Here is a 19,774-nt window from a genome sequence, read left to right on the forward strand (position 1 = left end):
GGTGAACTGCTGCGGGTGCGGGCCGCGATGAAGCCGATCGCCACCGTCCCGCGTGCTCTGGCCACCGTGGACGTCGTCACGGGCGAGGCGACCCAGGCGCACCACCAGCGCTCCGACGTCTGCGCGGTCCCGGCCGCCGGCATCGTCGCCGAGGCCATGGTCGCGCTCGTCCTCGCCGACGCCGTCGTCGAGAAGTTCGGCGGCGACAGCGTGACCGAGACCCGCCGCAACGTCCGCTCCTACCTCGACAACCTCCAGATCCGGTGACCGGACCCCTGGTCGTCCTGGTCGGGCCGATGGGCTCGGGCAAGTCCACGGTGGGAGCGCTCCTGGCCGAGCTGCTCGACGCGCCCTACCGCGACACCGACGCCGACATCGTCGCCGCCCAGGGCCGCGAGATCTCGGACATCTTCATCGAGGACGGCGAGGAGCACTTCCGCGCCCTGGAACGGGACGCCGTACGGACCGCGGTCGCCGAGCACGAGGGCGTCCTCGCGCTCGGCGGCGGCGCCGTCCTCGACGCCGGCACCCGCGCCCTCCTCACCGGGCTGCCCGTCGCCTATCTCTCGATGGACGTCGAGGAGGCGGTCCGCCGCGTCGGTCTCAACACCGCGCGGCCGCTGCTCGCCGTCAACCCGCGCCGCCAGTGGCGCGAGCTGATGGAGGCGCGCCGCCACCTCTACACCGAAGTAGCACGGGTCGTCGTGGCCACGGACGACCGCACCCCCGAAGAGGTCGCGAGCGCGGTCCTCGACGCACTGGAGCTGAAGGACGTATGACGGACCAGGAAGTGACCCGTATCCACGTCGGCGGCTCGGCGGGCACGGATCCGTACGAGGTGCTGGTCGGGCGGCAGCTGCTCGCCGAGCTTCCCGCCCTCATCGGCGACAAGGCCAAGCGCGTCGCCGTGATCCACCCCGAGGCGCTCGCCGAGACGGGCGAGGCGCTGCGCGCCGACCTCGCCGGCCAGGGCTACGAAGCCGTCGCCATCCAGGTGCCGAACGCCGAGGAGGCCAAGACCGTCGAGGTCGCGGCCTACTGCTGGAAGGCGCTCGGACAGACCGGCTTCACCCGCACCGACGTCATCGTGGGCGTGGGCGGCGGCGCGACCACCGACCTGGCCGGTTTCGTCGCGGCGAGCTGGCTGCGGGGCGTGCGCTGGATCGCCGTCCCCACCACGGTCCTCGCCATGGTCGACGCGGCCGTGGGTGGCAAGACCGGCATCAACACCGCCGAGGGCAAGAACCTCGTCGGAGCCTTCCACCCGCCCGCCGGAGTGCTCTGCGACCTGGCCGCGCTGGACTCGCTCCCGGTCAACGACTACGTCAGCGGCCTGGCGGAGATCATCAAGGCCGGGTTCATCGCCGACCCGGCCATCCTCGACCTGATCGAGGAGGACCCGCAGGCGGCCCGTACGCCCGCAGGACCGCACACCGCCGAGCTGATCGTCCGGTCGATCCGGGTCAAGGCCGAGGTCGTCTCCGGCGACCTCAAGGAGTCGGGGCGGCGCGAGATCCTCAACTACGGCCACACCCTGGCCCACGCGATCGAGAAGAACGAGCGCTACACATGGCGCCACGGCGCCGCCGTCTCCGTCGGCATGGTCTTCGCCGCCGAACTCGGCCGGCTCGCCGGACGGCTCGACGACGCCACCGCCGACCGCCACCGCGCCGTCCTGGAATCGGTCGGCCTGCCGCTGACCTACCGCGGGGACCAGTGGCCCAAGCTGCTCGACACCATGAAGGTCGACAAGAAGTCCCGCGGCGACCTGCTGCGCTTCATCGTCCTCGACGGACTCGGCAAGCCGACCGTCCTGGAGGGACCCGACCCGGCGGTGCTCGTCGCGGCCTACGGCGAGGTGTCCGCGTGAGCGAGCTGCGTCCCGTGCTGGTGCTCAACGGCCCGAACCTCGGCAGGCTCGGCTCCCGCGAGCCCGACATCTACGGCGCCACGTCCTACAAGGGCCTCACGGAGTCCTGCCGGGCCCTCGGCGCCGAGCTGGGCTTCGACGTGGAGGTCAGGGAGACCAACGACGAGGGAGAGATGATCCGCTGGCTGCACGAGGCGGCCGACGGTTCGATTCCGGTCGTTCTCAACCCCGGCGCCTTCACGCACTACTCGTACGGAATGCGCGACGCGGCCGCCCAGCGGACCGCCCCGCTCATCGAGGTGCACATCTCGAACCCGTACACCAGGGAGGAGTTCCGCCACACCTCGGTCGTCGCCGCGGTCGCGAGCGGGACCATCGCCGGATTCGGCATCGGCTCCTACCGGCTCGCCCTGCGCGCCCTCGCCGAGGAATCGACCGGCTGACAGGGCACTGCCGACCGCCCCCGGCCGTTCCCCCTGCGGGGACCGGGGGCGGTAACGTTCCCGGAAGTATCGGCCGTACGAGACGGAGTGGCACCGGATGCAGCACGCAGTGGGGGCTCCGTTGCCACCGCACGAGCAGTCGGGGTGGACGGCGGCCCAGGGCGGCCACCAGGCCCCGCCCCCGGCACTGGCCCATGGCGGACCGCAGGCACCGCCCCCGCACCCGGCCCGCCCGCAGGGCGCACCTCCACAGCCCGCGCCGCAGGGCCATCACCCCCTGCCGCAGGGACCGCCTCCGGGTCTGCCCGCACCCGGCTGGGGCGGCGGCATGCCCCAGGCGCCCGGCCCGCAGCACTCCGGCCCGCCGCATCCGGGCGCGCAGCACCCCGGCCCGCCGCATCCGGGCGCGCCCCACTCGGCCTCCGCCCCCGTCGGCCCGCCCCGGGACACCACCGCGCACGTCCAGCTGCCGCCGGTCCCGCTGCCCGCGGCGCTGCACGCCGAGCCCGGCACCGGCACGGCGACCCTCGCCGTCCTGCTGATCGGTCCCGCCGGCGCGGGCAAGACGACCGTCGCGCGCCACTGGGCCCAGCGACGCCGCGTCCCCACCGCGCACATCAGCCTCGACGACGTCCGGGAATGGGTCTGCTCCGGCTTCGCCGACCCGCAGTCGGGCTGGAACGAGCACTCCGAGGCGCAGTACCGGCTCGCCCGCCGCACCTGCGGCTTCGCCGCCCGGAACTTCCTCGCCAACGGCATCTCCTGCATCCTCGACGACGCCGTCTTCCCCGACCGGCCCGTCGTCGGCCTCGGCGGCTGGAAGCGCCACGTCGGCCCGGGACTGCTCCCCGTGGTCCTCCTGCCCGGGCTGGAGATCGTCCTGGAGCGCAACGCCGAGCGCAGCGGCAACCGGCGCCTGTCGGACGAGGAGGTCGCCTCCATCCACGGCAGGATGGCCGGCTGGTACGGCTCCGGCCTGCCGATCATCGACAACTCCAAGTACGACGTGGAGACCACGGCGCGGGTCCTCGACGAGGTCCTCGCCCGCTCCATAGCCAGCCCGCCCGCCTGGTAGCCGGGCGGGCGACGGGCGGCGATGGCCCGAAGTGCACGCCGTTGCTCCGGTCGGCGGCGCTGAGCAGGCCAGGACGCCCGGCCCCTCGTAGGCTCGGAACATGTCACAGGTGTATGCGGACCGCCGCGTGCGGCTGCGCGACCGGTGCGCGGCGGCGGGCAGCCCGGCGGCCCTGGTCTCCCGCCCCGCCAACGTCCGCTATCTCGCGGGCGCCTCGCCCCCCGGTGCCGTCCTGCTGGTCGGTCCGGACGAGGACGTGCTGCTCTGCCCCGTACCGCCCGGCGGCGATCCGGCCGACGGACGGCTGGACGAGGCGCTCCGGCAGAAGGTCCTGCCCACCGGCGGCGGTGATCCGGCCGTCACGGCCGTCGGCATCGCCGGCCAGGCCGGCGCCGACGCCCTCGCCGTCGAGGAACACCACCTGACCGTGGCCCGCCACCGGGCCATGGGCTCGATGGCGCCCCGGCTGCGGCTGGCGGACCTGCGCGGGGCGGTGGAGCAGCTGCGGATCGTCAAGGACGAGGACGAGATCACCTGTCTGCGGATCGCCGCCGAGATCGCCGACCAGGCCCTCGGCGAGCTCCTCGAGTCCATCCTGGTCGGCAGGACCGAGCGCCATCTCGCCCTGGAGCTGGAGCGGCGGCTGGTCGACCACGGCGCGGACGGCGCGGCCTTCCCGACCTCCGTGGCCACCGGCCCGAACTCCGGCCGGAGCGGGCACCGGCCCACCGACCGCCGGGTCGAGGAGGGCGATTTCCTGTCGGTCTGCCTCGGCGCCAACTACCGCGGGTACCGTTGCGAGATCGGGCGCACGTTCGTCATCGGGACGACTCCTGCGGACTGGCAGATCGAGCTCTACGACCTTGTCTTCGCCGCTCAGCGGGCCGGACGGGAGTCGCTCGCGCCGGGCGCCGAGTACCGCGACGTGGACCGAGCGGCCCGTCAGATCCTGGACGGGGCGGGCCTCGCGGAGGCCGTTCCCGCGCTCACCGGGCACGGGGTCGGCCTGGAAATCGACGAGGACCCGCAGATCGCACCCGCGGCCATGGGTAAACTGGACGCTTGTGTGCCGGTCACCGTCGAACCGGGGGTCCACCTCCCGGGCCGGGGCGGAGTCCGGATCGATGACACGCTCGTCGTGCGCCAGGAGGCGGACGGCGGACCCGAGCTACTCACCATCACGACCAAGGAGCTGCTCGCGCTCTAGGGCGCGTACGCCTCCGTGGTCCCACGTCAGTCCAGGAGATTCCGCAACCGTGGCTTCCACGAACGACCTCAAGAACGGCATGGTGCTCAAGCTCGACGGGGACCAGCTCTGGTCCGTCGTCGAGTTCCAGCACGTCAAGCCCGGCAAGGGCCCGGCCTTCGTGCGCACCAAGCTCAAGAACGTGCTCTCCGGCAAGGTCGTCGACAAGACCTTCAACGCCGGTGTGAAGGTCGAGACGGCCACCATCGACCGCCGTGACATGCAGTTCTCGTACATGGACGGCGACTACTTCGTCTTCATGGACATGCAGACGTACGACCAGCTGATGGTCGAGCGCAAGGCCGTCGGCGACGCCGCCAACTTCCTGATCGAGGGCTTCACCGCCTCGGTCGCGCAGCACGAGGGCGCGGTGCTCTACGTCGAGCTGCCCGCCGCCGTCGAGCTGACCATCCAGCACACCGACCCGGGCGTCCAGGGCGACCGCTCCACCGGCGGCACCAAGCCGGCGACGCTGGAGACCGGCCACGAGATCCAGGTCCCGCTCTTCATCACCACCGGTGAGAAGATCAAGGTCGACACCCGCACGAGCGACTACCTCGGCCGGGTGAACAGCTAACCGTGGCTGCCCGCAGCAACGCCCGTAAGCGCGCCTTCCAGATCCTCTTCGAGGCCGACCAGCGCGGGGCCTCCGTGCAGCAGGTCCTCGCGGACTGGGTCCGGCACGCCCGGTCCGACGACCGCCAGGCGGCGGTCAGCGAGTTCACGATGCAGCTGGTCGAGGGGTACGCGGACCACGTGGCCCGCATCGACGAGCTCATCGCGACCTACGCGGTGGACTGGGACCTGGACCGGATGCCGGTCGCCGACCGGAACATCGTGCGCCTTGGTGCGTACGAGCTGATCTGGCTGGACGAGACTCCGGACGCCGTGGCGATCGACGAGGCGGTGCAGCTCGCCAAGGAGTTCTCCACCGACGAGTCGCCGACCTTCGTCAACGGCCTGCTGGCCCGCTTCAAGGACCTGAAGCCGCGCCTGCGCCGGGACGCCTGAACGAGGCGCCCTCCCGGCAGTCGAAGGGGTCCGTGGCACGCACTGCCGCGGGCCCCTTCGGCGTGCGCGCCCTCTGGGGCCTTGTCGCCGTCCGTGATGCCCCTCCGCCGTACGAGCACGTGCGAGCGCGCTTCGAGCCGTACGACGGGCCGACGGGGTCGTACGGCCCGTACGTGGACCGCACGACGCCGTAGGGCCCCGCACACCGCGCACAGGGGCGCGGGGCGCGTACGACGGCGCCCGAGGCTGCCGCAACCCCGCCCACGGACCCGCAGGCCGTGCGCGCCCCCCCGCTTCCCGTTCCCCCGTCCACAGACCCGCAGGCCGCGCGCGACCGCGTCCGATGCCCCGTGACGGCGCACGCCGCCGCGCGACGGCGCTCAGGGGCGTACGCGGGCGCCCGGAGACGACGAAACCGCCGGCGTGGCGGAGGACCCGAAGGCCTTCCGCCACCCCGGCGGCAACGTTTCTGCTGAGTCGTTCAGCGGGTGAGTATCAGCTGTCCTCGTGAGCGACCGCACGGCGCGCGTCCGCGTCCAGGACGCCCCAGCTGATCAGCTGCTCGGTCAGCACCGAGGGCGACTGGTCGTAGATCACGGCGAGGGTGCGCAGGTCGTCCTGGCGGATCGACAGCACCTTGCCGTTGTAGTCCCCGCGCTGGGACTGGATCGTCGCCGCGTAACGCTGGAGCGGGCCGGCCTTCTCCTGCGGGACGTGGGCCAGGCGCTCCAGGTCCAGGACCAGCTTCGGCGGCGGCTCGGCGGCACCGCCGGGGGTCGTGCCGGGCAGGAGCTCCTGCACCGGGACGCCGTAGAAGTCCGCCAGCTCGGCGAGGCGCTGAACCGTCACCGCGCGGTCGCCGCGCTCGTACGAGCCGACCACGACGGCCTTCCAGCGGCCCTGGGACTTCTCTTCCACACCGTGGAGGGAAAGGCCCTGCTGGGTGCGGATGGCACGGAGCTTGGCCCCGAGCTGCTTTGCGTATTCGCTGGACATATAGCTCCCCGGACGCTGTGACAACGTGCGGCTCCGCCGCGTGGCTGGTAACTCACTGTGAGGTTACGCAGCGTTACTTGTCTCCGTCAAGCCGAATGGTCCGTACCGACCCCTCCCGGGCGACGGCGCCGGAGCGGCGGCGGGGGTGTGAGCAGGGCCGTCGCCCGCCCCTGCTACAGTCGAAGGCGCAATTCCGACGTCCTTTAAGAACCGTCCCGTGAGGCGGAGAAGGAGGTCCGTTTCATATGGACGCACAGCAGCACACCGATGCCGCACGCCCTGTTCTCGAGGGCCCCGACATCGCGCGGGTACTGACCCGCATCGCCCACGAGATCGTCGAGCGCGCCAAGGGCGCCGACGACGTGGTGCTCCTCGGCATCCCCACGCGCGGCGTGTTCCTCGCCCGCCGGCTGGCCGACAAGCTCGCGGAGATCACCGGGCGGAAGATCCCGGTCGGCTCCCTCGACATCACGATGTACCGCGACGACCTGCGGATGAAGCCCGCCCGGGCCATCGGGCGCACCGACATCCCCGCCGACGGCATCGACGACCGCCTGGTCGTCCTGGTCGACGACGTGCTCTTCTCCGGCCGCACCATCCGCGCCGCGCTCGACGCGCTCGGCGACCTCGGCCGCCCCCGCGCCGTCCAGCTCGCGGTCCTCGTCGACCGCGGCCACCGCGAACTCCCGATCCGTGCCGACTACGTCGGCAAGAACATCCCCACGTCGCTGCGGGAGACGGTCAAGGTGCAGCTCGCCGAGGAGGACGGTCGCGACACCGTCCTGCTCGGTGGCAAGCCCGCCTCCTAGCCGTACCGGCACCCCGACGGGTCCAGGGCACGCCCCTGCGTGCCCGCACGCCCTCACACTCGCCACCACACGGAGCGAACCCCCGATGATGCGTCACCTCATCTCGGCCGCCGACCTCACCCGCGACGACGCCGTCCTCATCCTCGACACCGCCGAGGAGATGGCCCGGGTGGCCGACCGGCCGATCAAGAAGCTGCCCGCGCTGCGCGGCCGTACGATCTGCAACCTCTTCTTCGAGGACTCCACCCGCACCCGGATCTCCTTCGAGGCCGCCGAGAAGCGCCTCTCCGCGGACGTCATCAACTTCGCCGCCAAGGGCTCCAGCGTCTCCAAGGGGGAGTCCCTCAAGGACACCGCCCAGACCCTGGAGGCCATGGGCGTCGACGCGGTCGTCATCCGGCACAGCGCCTCCGGCGCCCCCTACCGTCTCGCCACCTCCGGCTGGATCGACGCCCCCGTCATCAACGCCGGGGACGGCACCCACCAGCACCCCACCCAGGCCCTGCTGGACGCCTTCACCCTGCGCCGCCGCCTCGTCGGCCGCGACGCCGGCCTCGGCCAGGACCTCGCGGGCAAGCGGGTGACGCTGGTCGGCGACATCCTGCACAGCCGGGTCGCCCGCTCCAACGTCGACCTGCTGCACACCCTCGGCGCCGAGGTCACCCTGGTCGCCCCTCCCACCCTCGTCCCCGTCGGCGTCGAGGCCTGGCCCTGCGACATCAGCTACGACCTCGACAGCGTGCTGCCGAAGTCCGACGCCGTGATGATGCTCCGTGTGCAGCGCGAGCGGATGAACGCCGCCTTCTTCCCGACCGAGCGCGAGTACTCGCGCCGGTACGGACTCGACGGCGACCGGATGGCGAGGATGCCCGAGCACGCCGTCGTCATGCACCCCGGCCCGATGGTCCGGGGCATGGAGATCACCGCGGAGGTCGCCGACTCCGACCGCTGCACGGTCATCGAGCAGGTCGCCAACGGCGTCTCCATCCGGATGGCGGTCCTCTACCTGCTCCTGGGCGGCAACGAGCCCGCCGTCACCCACCACCGTACCGAGGAGACCAAGTAACCATGAGCAAGATCCTTATCCGCGGTGCGCAGGTGCTTGGCGGCGAGGCCCAGGACGTCCTCATCGAGGGCGAGAGCATCGCCGCCGTCGGCACCGGCCTGTCCGCCGAGGGTGCCACGGTCGTCGAGGCCGAGGGCCGCGTCCTGCTGCCCGGCCTGGTCGACCTCCACACCCACCTGCGCGAGCCCGGCCGTGAGGACTCCGAGACCGTCCTCACCGGCACCCGGGCCGCCGCCTCCGGCGGCTACACCGCCGTCTTCGCCATGGCCAACACCTTCCCCGTCGCCGACACCGCCGGCGTCGTCGAGCAGGTCTACCGCCTCGGCAAGGAGTCCGGCTACTGCGACGTGCAGCCCATCGGCGCCGTCACCGTCGGCCTCGAGGGCAAGAAGCTCGCCGAGCTGGGCGCCATGCACGACTCCGCCGCCGGCGTCACCGTCTTCTCCGACGACGGCAAGTGCGTCGACGACGCCGTGATCATGCGCCGCGCGCTGGAGTACGTGAAGGCCTTCGGCGGCGTCGTCGCGCAGCACGCCCAGGAGCCCCGCCTCACCGAGGGCGCCCAGATGAACGAGGGCGTCGTCTCCGCCGAGCTGGGTCTCGGCGGCTGGCCGGCCGTGGCCGAGGAGTCGATCATCGCCCGCGACGTCCTCCTCGCCGAGCACGTCGGCTCCCGCGTCCACATCTGCCACCTCTCCACCGCCGGCTCGGTCGAGATCGTCCGCTGGGCCAAGTCCCGCGGCATCGACGTCACCGCCGAGGTCACCCCGCACCACCTGCTGCTGACCGACGAGCTGGTCCGCACCTACAACCCCGTGTACAAGGTCAACCCGCCGCTGCGCACCGAGCGTGACGTGATGGCGCTGCGCGAGGCCCTGGCCGACGGCACCATCGACATCGTCGCCACCGACCACGCCCCGCACCCGCACGAGGACAAGGACTGCGAGTGGGCCGCGGCCGCCATGGGCATGGTCGGCCTGGAGACCGCGCTCTCCGTCGTCCAGCAGACGATGGTGGAGACCGGGCTGCTCGACTGGGCCGGCGTGGCCGACCGCATGTCCGTCACGCCCGCGCGGATCGGCCGGGCCGAGGGCCACGGACGCCCCGTCTCGGCAGGTGAGCCCGCCAACCTGACCCTGGTCGATCCGGCATACCGTGGAGCCGTGGACCCCGCGGGCTTCGCCTCCCGCAGCCGCAACACCCCCTACGAGGGCCGCGAGCTGCCGGGACGCGTCACCCACACCTTCCTGCGGGGCCGGGCGACGCTCGTGGACGGGAAGCTGGCGTGACATCTCTGATCATCCTGGCCGCCGGGGAGAAATCGGCGGAGGTCACCAACTGGGCCGGACGCATCGGCTGGCTGGTCGGCCTGGCGCTGTTCGTCGCCTTCGTCTACTGGCTGATGCGCCAGGGATGGAAGTGGCGCGGCAGCCTCCAGTCGGACCTGCCGGAGCTGCCGGGAATGCCCCGGACGCCGGGTGAGGCGAAACTGAGCATGACCGGCCGCTACCACGGCTCGACGACCGCCGGGCAGTGGCTCGACCGGATCGTCGCGCACGGCCTGGGCACCCGCAGCAGGGTCGAGCTCACGCTGACCGACGCGGGCCTGGAAGTCGTACGCCCCGGGGCGACCGACTTCTTCGTCCCCGCCGAGCAGCTGCGCGAGGCCCGGCTCGACAAGGGCATCGCCGGCAAGGTCCTCGCCGAGGGAGGGCTGCTGATCGTGACCTGGGCGCACGGCGATCAGCTCCTGGACTCGGGCTTCCGGTCCGACCGCGCGGCGGAGCACACCGCCTGGGTCGAGGCCGTCAATTCCATGCACGCGAAGAACAGCACCACTCCGACGGAAGGCACCGCACGATGACAACCTCCAATCCGGGGACGGCCTCGCAGCGGAAGGGGTCGCTTCCCGCCGTACTCGTCCTGGAGGACGGCCGCGTCTTCCGCGGCCGCGCCTACGGGGCCGTGGGGGAGACCTTCGGCGAGGCCGTGTTCTCCACCGGCATGACCGGCTACCAGGAGACGCTCACCGACCCGTCGTACCACCGTCAGGTCGTCGTGATGACCGCCCCGCACGTCGGCAACACCGGCGTCAACGACGAGGACCCCGAGTCCGCGAAGATCTGGGTCGCCGGCTACGTCGTCCGTGACCCCGCCCGCGTCTCCTCCAACTGGCGGGCCCGGCGCTCGCTCGACGAGGAGCTCGCGGCCCAGGGCGTCGTCGGCATCTCCGGCATCGACACCCGCGCCCTCACCCGCCACCTGCGCGAGCGCGGCGCCATGCGCGTCGGCATCTTCTCCGGCGACGCCTGGACGGGCGTCCGCGACGAGGCCCTGCTGGCCCGCGTCAAGGAAGCCCCGCAGATGAAGGGCGCGAACCTCTCCGCGGAGGTCGCCACCAAGGAGACGTACGTCGTCCCCGCCATCGGTGAGAAGAAGTTCACCGTCGCCGCCGTCGACCTCGGCATCAAGGGCATGACCCCGCACCGGATGGCGGAGCGCGGCATCGAGGTCCACGTGCTGCCCGCCACCGCCACCGTCGAGGACGTCTACGCGGTCGAGCCGGACGGCGTGTTCTTCTCCAACGGCCCCGGCGACCCGGCCACCGCCGACGGCCCCGTCTCCGTCATGCAGGGCGTCCTCGAGCGCAGGACCCCGCTCTTCGGCATCTGCTTCGGCAACCAGATCCTGGGCCGCGCGCTCGGCTTCGGCACCTACAAGCTGAAGTACGGCCACCGCGGCATCAACCAGCCGGTGCAGGACCGTACGACCGGCAAGGTCGAGGTCACCGCGCACAACCACGGCTTCGCCGTCGACGCCCCCCTCGACAAGGTCTCGGACACCCCCTTCGGGCGCGCCGAGGTCTCCCACGTCTGCCTGAACGACCAGGTCGTCGAGGGCCTCCAGCTGCTCGACCGGCCGGCCTTCAGCGTCCAGTACCACCCCGAGGCGGCCGCGGGCCCGCACGACGCCGCGTACCTCTTCGACCGTTTCGTATCCCTGATGGAGGCCGAGCGTGCCTAAGCGCACCGATATCCAGTCCGTCCTGGTCATCGGCTCCGGCCCGATCGTCATCGGCCAGGCCGCCGAGTTCGACTACTCCGGCACCCAGGCCTGCCGCATCCTCAAGGCCGAGGGCCTGCGGGTGATCCTGGTCAACTCCAACCCGGCCACGATCATGACCGACCCGGAGATCGCCGACGCCACCTACGTCGAGCCGATCACGCCCGAGTTCGTCGAGAAGATCATCGCCAAGGAGCGCCCCGACGCCCTCCTGCCCACCCTCGGCGGCCAGACCGCGCTCAACACCGCGATCTCCATGCACGAGCAGGGCGTCCTGGAGAAGTACGGCGTCGAGCTCATCGGCGCCAACGTCGAGGCCATCCACAAGGGCGAGGACCGCGACCTCTTCAAGGGCGTCGTCGAGGCCGTCAAAGCCAAGATCGGCTACGGCGAGTCCGCCCGCTCGGTCATCTGCCACTCCATGGACGACGTCCTCCAGGGTGTCGAGACGCTCGGCGGCTACCCCGTCGTCGTCCGCCCCTCCTTCACGATGGGCGGCGCCGGCTCCGGCTTCGCCCACGACGAGGACGAGCTGCGCCGCATCGCCGGCCAGGGCCTGACGCTCTCCCCGACCACCGAGGTGCTCCTGGAGGAGTCCATCCTCGGCTGGAAGGAGTACGAGCTGGAGCTGATGCGCGACAAGAACGACAACGTCGTGGTCGTCTGCTCCATCGAGAACTTCGACCCCATGGGCGTCCACACCGGCGACTCGATCACGGTCGCCCCGGCGATGACCCTCACCGACCGCGAGTACCAGCGGCTGCGGGACATCGGCATCGCCATCATCCGCGAGGTCGGCGTCGACACCGGCGGCTGCAACATCCAGTTCGCGGTCAACCCGGACGACGGCCGGATCATCGTCATCGAGATGAACCCCCGCGTCTCGCGCTCCTCCGCCCTCGCCTCCAAGGCGACCGGCTTCCCGATCGCGAAGATCGCCGCGCGTCTCGCCGTCGGCTACACGCTGGACGAGATCCCCAACGACATCACGGAGAAGACCCCGGCCTCCTTCGAGCCCACGCTCGACTACGTCGTCGTCAAGGCCCCGCGCTTCGCCTTCGAGAAGTTCCCGCAGGCCGACTCCACGCTCACCACGACCATGAAGTCGGTCGGCGAGGCCATGGCCATCGGCCGCAACTTCACCGAGGCCCTCCAGAAGGCCCTGCGCTCCCTGGAGAAGAAGGGCTCGCAGTTCACCTTCGTCGGCGAGCCCGGCGACAAGGCCGAGCTGCTGCGCGAGGCGGTCCGGCCCACCGACGGCCGCATCAACACCGTCATGCAGGCCATTCGCGCCGGCGCCACCCCGGAGGAGGTCTTCGACGCCACGAAGATCGACCCCTGGTTCGTCGACCAGCTCTTCCTCGTCAAGGAGATCGCCGACGAGCTGACCGCCGCCGAGAAGCTCCACCCCGAGCTCCTCGCCGAGGCCAAGCGCCACGGCTTCTCCGACGCCCAGATCGCCGAGATCCGCGGCCTGCGCGAGGACGTCGTCCGCGAGGTCCGGCACGCCCTCGGTGTCCGCCCCGTCTACAAGACGGTCGACACCTGCGCCGCCGAGTTCGCCGCCAAGACGCCGTACTTCTACTCCTCGTACGACGAGGAGAGCGAGGTCGCGCCGCGCGAGAAGCCCGCCGTGATCATCCTGGGCTCCGGCCCGAACCGCATCGGCCAGGGCATCGAGTTCGACTACTCCTGCGTCCACGCCTCCTTCGCGCTCAGCGACGCGGGCTACGAGACCGTGATGGTCAACTGCAACCCCGAGACCGTCTCCACCGACTACGACACCTCCGACCGGCTCTACTTCGAGCCGCTCACCCTGGAGGACGTCCTGGAGATCGTCCACGCCGAGACGCTCGCCGGCCCCGTCGCCGGCGTCGTCGTCCAGCTCGGCGGCCAGACCCCGCTGGGCCTCTCCCAGGCGCTCAAGGACAACGGCGTGCCGGTCGTCGGCACCTCCCCGGAGGCCATCCACGCCGCCGAGGACCGCGGCGCCTTCGGCCGGGTCCTCGCCGAGGCCGGACTCCCCGCCCCGAAGCACGGCACAGCGACCACCTTCGCCGGCGCCAAGGCCATCGCCGACGAGATCGGCTACCCCGTCCTCGTACGCCCGTCGTACGTCCTCGGCGGCCGCGGCATGGAGATCGTCTACGACGAGGCCCGCCTGGAGGCGTACATCGCCGAGTCCACCGAGATCAGCCCCACCCGGCCGGTCCTGGTCGACCGCTTCCTCGACGACGCCATCGAGATCGACGTCGACGCCCTCTACGACGGCACCGAGCTCTACCTCGGCGGCGTCATGGAGCACATCGAGGAGGCCGGCATCCACTCCGGCGACTCGGCCTGCGCCCTGCCCCCGATCACGCTCGGCGGCTTCGACATCAAGCGCCTGCGCGCCTCCACCGAGGCGATCGCCAAGGGCGTCGGCGTGCGCGGACTGATCAACATCCAGTTCGCCATGGCCGGCGACATCCTGTACGTCCTCGAGGCCAACCCCCGCGCCTCGCGGACCGTCCCCTTCACCTCGAAGGCGACCGCCGTGCCGCTGGCCAAGGCCGCCGCCCGCATCTCGCTCGGCGCCACCATCGCCGAGCTGCGCGCGGAGGGCCTGCTGCCCAAGACCGGCGACGGCGGCACCCTGCCGCTCGACGCGCCGATCTCCGTCAAGGAGGCCGTGATGCCGTGGTCGCGCTTCCGCGACATCCAGGGCCGCGGCGTGGACACCATCCTCGGCCCGGAGATGCGCTCCACCGGCGAGGTCATGGGCATCGACTCCGTCTTCGGCACGGCCTACGCCAAGTCGCAGGCCGGCGCCTACGGCCCGCTGCCCACCAAGGGCCGCGCGTTCATCTCCGTCGCCAACCGCGACAAGCGCTCGATGATCTTCCCGGCGCGCGAGCTCGTCGCCCACGGCTTCGAACTGCTCGCCACCTCCGGCACGGCCGAGGTCCTCAAGCGCAACGGCATCAACGCCACCGTCGTGCGCAAGCTCAGCGAGGGCGAGGGCCCCGGCGGCGAGAAGACGATCGTCCAGCTCATCCACGACGGTCAGGTCGACCTCATCGTCAACACCCCCTACGGCACCGGCGGCCGCCTCGACGGCTACGAGATCCGTACGGCGGCGGTCGCGCGCAGCGTCCCGTGCCTCACCACCGTCCAGGCGCTCGCCGCGGCGGTCCAGGGCATCGAGGCGCTCGGCCACGGCGACGTGGGCGTCCGCTCACTCCAGGAACACGCGGCGCATCTGACCGCGGCCCGCGACTAGCAGCCACGAGGGGGACACCGGAAACGGTGTCCCCCTCTTGGTGAGGACACCTCCATGTACAAGTTCTTCTTCCACCTCGTCTTCAAGCGCATGGACCCGGAGGAGGCCCACTACCTGGCCTTCCGCTGGATCCGCCTCGCCGCCCGGGTCCCGGTCCTGCGCACCTTCGTCGCCGCGGCCCTCGCGCCCCGCCACGAGGAGCTGCGCACCGAGGCCCTCGGACTGCGCATGCACGGCCCCTTCGGCCTCGCCGCCGGCTTCGACAAGAACGCCGTCGCGATCGACGGCATGGCGATGCTCGGCTTCGACCACGTCGAGATCGGCACCGTCACCGGCGAACCCCAGCCCGGCAACCCCAAGAAGCGCCTCTTCCGGCTGGTCCAGGACCGCGCCCTGATCAACCGCATGGGCTTCAACAACGAAGGCTCCGCCGCCGTCGCCGCCCGGCTCCACGCGCGCGTGCCGGTCTTCAGGACCGTCGTCGGCGTCAACATCGGCAAGACCAAGGTCGTCCCCGAGGCCGAGGCCGCCGCCGACTACGTGAAGTCGACCGAGCGCCTCGCCGCGCACGCCGACTACCTCGTCGTGAACGTCTCCTCGCCCAACACCCCCGGGCTGCGCAACCTCCAGGCCACCGAGTCCCTGCGCCCCCTGCTCACGGCCGTACGGGAGGCTGCCGACCGCACGGTCACCGACCGCCGGGTCCCCCTCCTGGTCAAGATCGCCCCCGACCTCGCCGACGACGACATCGACGCCGTCGCCGACCTGGCCCTGGAGCTCGGCCTCGACGGCATCATCGCCACCAACACGACCATCGCCCGCGAGGGACTCGGTCTGCGGTCGGAGCCCGCCCTGGTGAAGGAGACGGGCGGACTCTCCGGCGCCCCGGTCAAGGAGCGCTCCCTGGCCGTCCTGCGCCGCCTCCACGCGCGCGTGGGCGACCGGATCGTCCTCGTCGGCGTCGGCGGCATCGAGAACGCCGAGGACGCCTGGCAGCGGATCCTGGCCGGAGCCACGCTGATCCAGGGGTACAGCGCCTTCATCTACGAAGGGCCGTTCTACGCCCGCGCGATCCACAAGGGCCTCGCCGCGCGCCTCGCGGCCAGCCCGTACGCGACCCTCGCCGAGGCCGTCGGCGCCGACACCCGAAAGGCCACCTCGTGACCCTCTCCTTCGGTACCCGCCTGCGCGCCGCGATGGACGAGCGCGGACCGCTCTGCGTCGGCATCGACCCGCACGCCTCCCTGCTGGCGTCCTGGGGCCTCGGCGACGACGTCACGGGCCTGGAGACCTTCACCCGCACCGTCGTCGAGGCGCTCGCCGGACAGGTGGCGGTCTTCAAGCCCCAGGCCGCCTTCTTCGAGCGCTTCGGCTCGCGCGGCATCGCCGTCCTGGAGCGGGCCGTCGCCGACCTGCGGGCGGCCGGCGCCCTGGTCGTCATGGACGCCAAGCGCGGCGACATCGGCTCCACGATGGCCGCCTACGCGGAGACCTTCCTGCACAAGGACTCCCCGCTCTTCTCCGACGCCCTGACCGTCTCCCCGTACCTGGGGTACGGCTCCCTGCGCCCCGCCGTCGACCTGGCCCGCGAGAACGGCGCCGGCCTCTTCGTGCTGGCCCTCACCTCCAACCCGGAGGGCGCCGAGGTCCAGCGGGCCGTCCGCGAGGACGGCCGGAGCGTCGGGGCGACCATGCTGGCCCACCTCGCCGAGGAGAACGCGGGGGAGACCCCCATGGGCTCCTTCGGCGCGGTCGTCGGCGCCACCCTCGGCGACCTCTCCTCCTTCGACCTCGACATCAACGGCCCCCTCCTGGCCCCCGGCATCGGAGCCCAGGGCGCGACCCCGGCCGACCTCCCCGCCGTCTTCGGCGCGGCGGTCCGCAACGTCGTCCCGAACGTCAGCCGGGGCGTCCTCAAGGAGGGCCCGGACGCCGCCGCCCTGCGGGCCTCGGCGGAGCGGTACGCGGACGAAATCCGCGAGGCGGTGGCCGCGAAACCGCACATCTGACCAATCCGCAGGTCGGAGCCGTCTCACCCTTTGACAAAAACTTGGCCGAAAAGCCGGTCGTTATGCCTGGAAAGTCCTGGTCAGTCGATGCTGACCAGGACTTTTCCGCTGTTCTCGCTGACTGGAGAGGCATAGGCCGCTAGTCTCCGGGGCAGAGTCAGCGTTCAACGGAGACTACGTTGATCGTTGCTCCACTGGTGTGGGGCGACTAGGTTCCTCACCGGTCCGTATCCGACAGTTCGACATCCGAGGTGACGTAGGCGTGGCTCTTCCGCCCCTTACCCCTGAACAGCGCGCAGCCGCGCTCGAAAAGGCCGCCGCGGCTCGCCGGGAGCGGGCCGAGGTCAAGAATCGACTCAAGCACTCCGGCGCCTCCCTCCACGAGGTCATCAAGAGTGGCCAGGAGAACGACGTCATCGGCAAGATGAAGGTCTCCGCGCTGCTGGAGTCCCTGCCGGGCGTGGGCAAGGTCCGCGCCAAGCAGATCATGGAGCGACTCGGCATCTCCGAAAGCCGTCGCGTGCGCGGTCTCGGTTCCAACCAGATCGCTTCGCTGGAGCGCGAGTTCGGCAGCACCGGCGCCTGAGCCGGGACTGCCGTCCCCGGCACCCCCGCGAAGCTGGAATAATCGCTGCATGGCAGCAGAGGTTCGTCCGCGACTGACCGTGCTCTCCGGCCCCTCAGGGGTCGGCAAGAGCACGGTCGTCGCTCATATGCGCAAGGTCCACCCCGAGGTCTGGCTCTCGGTGTCGGCCACGACACGAAAGCCGCGGCCCGGCGAGAAGCACGGCGTCCAGTACTTCTTCGTCTCGGACGACGAGTTCGACAAGCTGGTCGCCAACGGTGAGCTCCTCGAATGGGCCGAGTTCGCGGGCAACCGCTACGGCACGCCCCGGCAGGCGGTCCTGGAGCGCCTGGAGGCGGGCGAGCCGGTGCTCCTGGAGATCGACCTCCAGGGCGCCCGCCAGGTCAAGGAGTCGATGACCGACTCCCAGCTGGTCTTCCTGGCCCCGCCGAGCTGGGACGAACTGGTCCGCCGGCTCACCGGCCGCGGCACCGAGTCGCCCGAGGTCATCGAGCGCCGGCTCCAGGTCGCGAAGGTCGAGCTGGCCGCCGAGACCGAGTTCGACACCACCCTGGTCAACACCTCCGTCGAGGACGTGGCGCGTGAGCTGCTAGCCTTGATGAACGTTGTCTGATCTATCACTGATCACCTGGATCTGATCGTCCCGATCAGCTCACCCAGAAGTTTCTTCGGAAGGCTAGAGCGTGTCCTCTTCCATCACCGCGCCCGAGGGCATCATCAACCCGCCGATCGACGAGCTGCTCGAGGCCACCGACTCGAAGTACAGCCTCGTGATCTACGCGGCCAAGCGCGCGCGTCAGATCAACGCGTACTACTCGCAGCTCGGCGAGGGCCTGCTCGAGTACGTCGGTCCGCTGGTGGACACCCACGTCCACGAGAAGCCGCTCTCGATCGCCCTGCGTGAGATCAACGCGGGTCTGCTGACCTCCGAGGCCATCGAGGGCCCGGCGCAGTAAGCACGAACACGAGCGCGTGACGCTCGTCACCACAGGCCCGGCGGAACATCCGCCGGGCCTGTGGTGTCTCATGGAGACGTACGCATCCGAGTGCGGGGAGCAGCAGTGGTGGCAAAGCCGAAGGTCGTCCTGGGGGTGAGCGGCGGCATCGCCGCGTACAAGGCGTGCGAGCTGCTCCGGCGGCTGACCGAGTCCGGCCACGACGTCCGCGTCGTCCCGACCGACTCCGCCCTGCACTTCGTGGGCGCCGCCACCTGGTCCGCGCTCTCCGGCAACCCCGTCTCCACCGAGGTCTGGGAGAGCGTCCACGAGGTCCCGCACGTACGGATCGGGCAGGCCGCCGACCTCGTCGTCGTGGCCCCCGCCACCGCCGACATGCTCGCCAAGGCCGCCCACGGCCTCGCCGACGACCTCCTGACCAACACGCTGCTCACCGCCCGCTGTCCGGTCGTCTTCGCCCCGGCGATGCACACCGAGATGTGGGAGCACCCCGCCACCCAGGAGAACGTCGCCACGCTGCGCCGCCGCGGCGCGGTCGTCATCGAGCCCGCCGTCGGCCGCCTGACCGGCGTCGACACCGGCAAGGGGCGGCTGCCCGAGGCCGCCGAGATCTTCGAGGTCTGCCGGCGGATCCTGGCCCGCGGCACCGCCGCCCCCGACCTCGTCGGACGTCATGTGGTGGTCAGCGCCGGCGGCACCCGCGAGCCCCTCGACCCGGTCCGCTACCTGGGCAACCGTTCCTCCGGCAAGCAGGGCTACGCCCTCGCCAAGGCGGCCGCCGCCCGTGGTGCCCGGGTCACCCTGGTCGAGGCCAACACCGGGATCGCCGACCCGGCCGGCGTCGACGTCGTGCACGTCGGCACCGCCGTGCAGCTGCGTGAGGCCGTCCTCAAGGCGGCCGCCGACGCCGACGCGGTGGTCATGGCCGCGGCGGTCGCCGACTTCCGGCCGGCCGTCTACGCCACCGGCAAGATCAAGAAGCGGGACGGCGTCGAGGCTCCGGTCGTCGAGCTGGTCCGCAACCCCGACATCCTCGCCGAGATCTCCGCCGACCGGGCCCTGCCCGGCCAGGTGGTGGTCGGCTTCGCCGCCGAGACCGACGACGTCCTCGCCAACGGCCGCGAGAAGCTCCGCCGCAAGGGGTGCGACCTGCTGGTGGTCAACGAGGTGGGGGAGCGCAAGACCTTCGGCTCCGAGGAGAACGAGGCCGTGGTCCTCGCGGCCGACGGCGCCGAGACGCCCGTACCGTACGGGCCGAAGGAAGCGCTCGCGGAGACGGTCTGGGACCTCGTGGCACCCCGCCTCCGGCCGTACCCCGCCTGACCGGCCGGGAGCGGCCGCTCCCGGGGAAGGCGAGAACGGGCGTCGGGGACGGAACCGGC

Annotated in this window: 22 protein-coding genes; 21 read left to right on the forward strand and 1 reads right to left on the reverse strand. The window is 71.5% G+C overall.

The features are described from left to right. From ACZ68P_RS29745 to ACZ68P_RS29785, 9 genes are all read left to right on the forward strand, one after another. Positions 1-267 (forward strand): chorismate synthase (locus ACZ68P_RS29745; protein WP_471011630.1); only part of this gene is annotated, 267 nt, incomplete at its 5' end. Between the two features lie 29 nt (positions 268-296). Then, the gene (locus ACZ68P_RS29750; protein ID WP_471011774.1) at positions 297-779 is read left to right on the forward strand and encodes a shikimate kinase; all 483 of its coding nucleotides are present in this window, start codon (positions 297-299) and stop codon (positions 777-779) included. Next, complete coding sequence (gene aroB, locus ACZ68P_RS29755) at positions 776-1,870, forward strand: 3-dehydroquinate synthase (protein WP_471011632.1); 1,095 nt, start codon at positions 776-778, stop codon at positions 1,868-1,870. Before ACZ68P_RS29750 ends, aroB begins: the two co-directional genes overlap by 4 nt. Then, on the forward strand, positions 1,867-2,313 hold the full coding sequence (aroQ, locus tag ACZ68P_RS29760; protein ID WP_471011634.1) for a type II 3-dehydroquinate dehydratase: 447 nt from the start codon (positions 1,867-1,869) through the stop codon (positions 2,311-2,313). Before aroB ends, aroQ begins: the two co-directional genes overlap by 4 nt. 97 nt (positions 2,314-2,410) lie before the next feature. Beyond that, complete coding sequence (locus tag ACZ68P_RS29765) at positions 2,411-3,388, forward strand: AAA family ATPase (RefSeq protein ID WP_471011635.1); 978 nt, start codon at positions 2,411-2,413, stop codon at positions 3,386-3,388. 100 nt (positions 3,389-3,488) lie between these two features. Beyond that, complete coding sequence (locus ACZ68P_RS29770; protein WP_471011637.1) at positions 3,489-4,595, forward strand: aminopeptidase P family protein; 1,107 nt, start codon at positions 3,489-3,491, stop codon at positions 4,593-4,595. A 49-nt stretch (positions 4,596-4,644) separates the two neighbouring features. Continuing rightward, positions 4,645-5,211: an elongation factor P gene (gene efp / locus ACZ68P_RS29775; RefSeq protein ID WP_365722677.1), complete on the forward strand. Its 567-nt coding sequence runs from the start codon at positions 4,645-4,647 to the stop codon at positions 5,209-5,211. A gap of 2 nt (positions 5,212-5,213) precedes the next feature. Next, positions 5,214-5,645 (forward strand): transcription antitermination factor NusB, encoded by a 432-nt coding sequence (gene nusB, locus ACZ68P_RS29780; RefSeq protein WP_365722675.1) that lies wholly within the window; start codon positions 5,214-5,216, stop codon positions 5,643-5,645. A gap of 32 nt (positions 5,646-5,677) precedes the next feature. Beyond that, positions 5,678-5,839, forward strand: a complete 162-nt coding sequence (locus ACZ68P_RS29785) for a hypothetical protein (protein WP_471011640.1) — start codon at positions 5,678-5,680, stop codon at positions 5,837-5,839. Between the two features lie 301 nt (positions 5,840-6,140). Here ACZ68P_RS29785 and bldD read toward each other — a convergent pair whose 3' ends face one another. Further along, a complete protein-coding gene (gene bldD / locus ACZ68P_RS29790; protein ID WP_030214967.1) occupies positions 6,141-6,641 on the reverse strand; it encodes a transcriptional regulator BldD in 501 nt (166 codons plus the stop codon). 245 nt (positions 6,642-6,886) lie between these two features. Between bldD and pyrR the strand changes: the two genes are divergently transcribed. The 12 genes from pyrR (at position 6,887) to coaBC (ending at position 19,715) form a co-directional block, all read left to right on the forward strand. Beyond that, entirely contained in the window at positions 6,887-7,450 is a 564-nt protein-coding gene (pyrR, locus tag ACZ68P_RS29795) for a bifunctional pyr operon transcriptional regulator/uracil phosphoribosyltransferase PyrR (protein WP_471011642.1), read from the forward strand. Between the two features lie 85 nt (positions 7,451-7,535). Further along, positions 7,536-8,516, forward strand: coding sequence for an aspartate carbamoyltransferase catalytic subunit (locus ACZ68P_RS29800; protein ID WP_365722671.1), 981 nt, complete (start codon positions 7,536-7,538; stop codon positions 8,514-8,516). A gap of 2 nt (positions 8,517-8,518) precedes the next feature. Then, positions 8,519-9,805, forward strand: a complete 1,287-nt coding sequence (locus ACZ68P_RS29805) for a dihydroorotase (protein ID WP_471011644.1) — start codon at positions 8,519-8,521, stop codon at positions 9,803-9,805. Continuing rightward, on the forward strand, positions 9,802-10,380 hold the full coding sequence (locus ACZ68P_RS29810; protein ID WP_365722667.1) for a PH-like domain-containing protein: 579 nt from the start codon (positions 9,802-9,804) through the stop codon (positions 10,378-10,380). The genes ACZ68P_RS29805 and ACZ68P_RS29810 overlap by 4 nt, the downstream gene beginning before the upstream one ends. Further along, a complete protein-coding gene (carA, locus tag ACZ68P_RS29815) occupies positions 10,377-11,540 on the forward strand; it encodes a glutamine-hydrolyzing carbamoyl-phosphate synthase small subunit (protein WP_471011647.1) in 1,164 nt (387 codons plus the stop codon). The genes ACZ68P_RS29810 and carA overlap by 4 nt, the downstream gene beginning before the upstream one ends. Beyond that, complete coding sequence (gene carB / locus ACZ68P_RS29820) at positions 11,533-14,841, forward strand: carbamoyl-phosphate synthase large subunit (RefSeq protein WP_471011650.1); 3,309 nt, start codon at positions 11,533-11,535, stop codon at positions 14,839-14,841. Before carA ends, carB begins: the two co-directional genes overlap by 8 nt. A 54-nt stretch (positions 14,842-14,895) precedes the next feature. After that, positions 14,896-16,005 (forward strand): quinone-dependent dihydroorotate dehydrogenase, encoded by a 1,110-nt coding sequence (locus tag ACZ68P_RS29825; protein ID WP_471011652.1) that lies wholly within the window; start codon positions 14,896-14,898, stop codon positions 16,003-16,005. Then, on the forward strand, positions 16,002-16,850 hold the full coding sequence (pyrF, locus tag ACZ68P_RS29830; RefSeq protein WP_471011654.1) for an orotidine-5'-phosphate decarboxylase: 849 nt from the start codon (positions 16,002-16,004) through the stop codon (positions 16,848-16,850). Before ACZ68P_RS29825 ends, pyrF begins: the two co-directional genes overlap by 4 nt. A 262-nt stretch (positions 16,851-17,112) precedes the next feature. Then, positions 17,113-17,436 carry an integration host factor gene (locus ACZ68P_RS29835; protein WP_030693098.1) on the forward strand — a complete coding sequence of 108 codons (324 nt, stop codon included), beginning with the start codon at positions 17,113-17,115 and terminating at the stop codon, positions 17,434-17,436. Positions 17,437-17,485: 49 nt separating this feature from the next. Continuing rightward, on the forward strand, positions 17,486-18,049 hold the full coding sequence (gmk, locus tag ACZ68P_RS29840) for a guanylate kinase (protein ID WP_471011655.1): 564 nt from the start codon (positions 17,486-17,488) through the stop codon (positions 18,047-18,049). A 70-nt stretch (positions 18,050-18,119) separates the two neighbouring features. Then, entirely contained in the window at positions 18,120-18,392 is a 273-nt protein-coding gene (gene rpoZ / locus ACZ68P_RS29845) for a DNA-directed RNA polymerase subunit omega (protein WP_005319902.1), read from the forward strand. A gap of 108 nt (positions 18,393-18,500) precedes the next feature. Further along, complete coding sequence (gene coaBC, locus ACZ68P_RS29850; protein ID WP_471011656.1) at positions 18,501-19,715, forward strand: bifunctional phosphopantothenoylcysteine decarboxylase/phosphopantothenate--cysteine ligase CoaBC; 1,215 nt, start codon at positions 18,501-18,503, stop codon at positions 19,713-19,715. Positions 19,716-19,774: the final 59 nt, after the last annotated feature.

Source organism: Streptomyces sp. NPDC036822, assembly GCF_055609145.1.

Coding starts and splice junctions, on each gene's coding strand:
- pyrR (WP_471011642.1), top strand. CDS start 6,887: ATGGACGCACAGCAGCACACCGATGCCGCACGCCCTGTTCTCGAGGGC.
- aroB (WP_471011632.1), top strand. CDS start 776: ATGACGGACCAGGAAGTGACCCGTATCCACGTCGGCGGCTCGGCGGGC.
- ACZ68P_RS29800 (WP_365722671.1), top strand. CDS start 7,536: ATGATGCGTCACCTCATCTCGGCCGCCGACCTCACCCGCGACGACGCC.
- ACZ68P_RS29805 (WP_471011644.1), top strand. CDS start 8,519: ATGAGCAAGATCCTTATCCGCGGTGCGCAGGTGCTTGGCGGCGAGGCC.
- bldD (WP_030214967.1), bottom strand. CDS start 6,641: ATGTCCAGCGAATACGCAAAGCAGCTCGGGGCCAAGCTCCGTGCCATC.
- carA (WP_471011647.1), top strand. CDS start 10,377: ATGACAACCTCCAATCCGGGGACGGCCTCGCAGCGGAAGGGGTCGCTT.
- ACZ68P_RS29750 (WP_471011774.1), top strand. CDS start 297: ATGGGCTCGGGCAAGTCCACGGTGGGAGCGCTCCTGGCCGAGCTGCTC.
- gmk (WP_471011655.1), top strand. CDS start 17,486: ATGGCAGCAGAGGTTCGTCCGCGACTGACCGTGCTCTCCGGCCCCTCA.
- ACZ68P_RS29825 (WP_471011652.1), top strand. CDS start 14,896: ATGTACAAGTTCTTCTTCCACCTCGTCTTCAAGCGCATGGACCCGGAG.
- ACZ68P_RS29765 (WP_471011635.1), top strand. CDS start 2,411: ATGCAGCACGCAGTGGGGGCTCCGTTGCCACCGCACGAGCAGTCGGGG.
- ACZ68P_RS29770 (WP_471011637.1), top strand. CDS start 3,489: ATGTCACAGGTGTATGCGGACCGCCGCGTGCGGCTGCGCGACCGGTGC.